The following is a 1,205-nucleotide window of genomic DNA, read 5'->3' on the forward strand; positions in this document are numbered from 1 at the left end:
GAGCAGACCCGTGCCAAGGCGGTCCGGCTGGTCATCGATCATGTTGACGATTACGACTCTGAGTGGGCGGCGATCAAGGCGGTGTCGGCCCGGTTGGGGATGACGGCCGAGACGCTGCGCCGCTGGGTTCGGCAGGCGCAGATCGATGCCGGTCAAGCCGTCGGAGTGTCGTCGGAGTCGGCGCGGGAGATCCGGGAGCTGAAGCGGAAGAACGCCGAACTGGAACGCACGATTGAGATCCTCAAGGCAGCGACCAGTTTCTTCGCGCGGGAGAGCGACCCGCGACAGCGGTGATCTGCCGGTTCATCGCCGAGCACAAGGCTCGGTTCGGGGTCGCTCCGATCTGTGCCGCGCTGACCGCGCACGGCTGCACGATCGCCCCGAGAACCTACTATGCCTGGGCCAGGCGGGCGCCGTCGCGGCGGGCTCTGTGGGACACCACTGTCACCGAGATCCTGGCCGGGTACTACGAACCCGATCCGACGGCCGACGCCCGCCGGAGTCGCTCTACGGATCGCTGAAGATGTGGGGTCACCTGCAACGGCAAGGCATCCAGGTGGCGCGGTGCACCATCGAGCGGCTGATGCGTCTCAACGGCTGGCGTGGCGTGAGCAGGGCCAAGAAGGTCCGCACCACTGTCGCCGACCCGTCCGCGACCCGAGCTCCGGACCTGGTCAACCGGCAATTCCGGGTGCCGGCACCGAACCGGCTCCTGGTCGCGGATTTCACCTATGTGCGGCTGGCCGCCGGCACGTTCGCCTACACGGCCTTCGTCATCGATGCCTTCGCCGGACGGATCGTGGGCTGGGAGTGTTCGACGTCCAAGCACACCACGTTCGTCGAGCGGGGCCATTGCCCAGGCCGCGGCGTTCCGCACGAGGCAGGACAATCCCCTGCAAAACAAGGCGATTCATCACTCGGACGCCGGGTCTCGGTATACCTCGGTGCACCTGACCGAGACGCTGCACCTGAACGGCCTCAGCCCTCGATCGGGTCAGTCGGCGACGCCTACGACACCCTGGCCGAGACCACCATCGGGCTCTACAAGACCGAATGCATCCGCGACGACTCACCCTTCCGCCGCGGCCCCCTGACCGGCCTCAGCAACCTCGAGGCCATCACCGCCGACTGGGTCCACTGGTACAACACCAGCCGGCTCATGCACCGCCTCGACCGACGTCCACCCGCCGAAGCCGAGGCCGATT

Annotated in this window: 1 pseudogene; it reads left to right on the forward strand. The window is 67.1% G+C overall.

Going from position 1 to position 1,205, the window contains the following annotated elements:
* Positions 1 to 1,205: pseudogene (locus tag E1218_RS35805) on the forward strand (IS3 family transposase); the annotation flags it as partial.

The sequence above is a fragment of the Kribbella turkmenica genome, assembly GCF_004348725.1.
In the GTDB taxonomy this organism is placed as follows: domain Bacteria; phylum Actinomycetota; class Actinomycetes; order Propionibacteriales; family Kribbellaceae; genus Kribbella; species Kribbella turkmenica.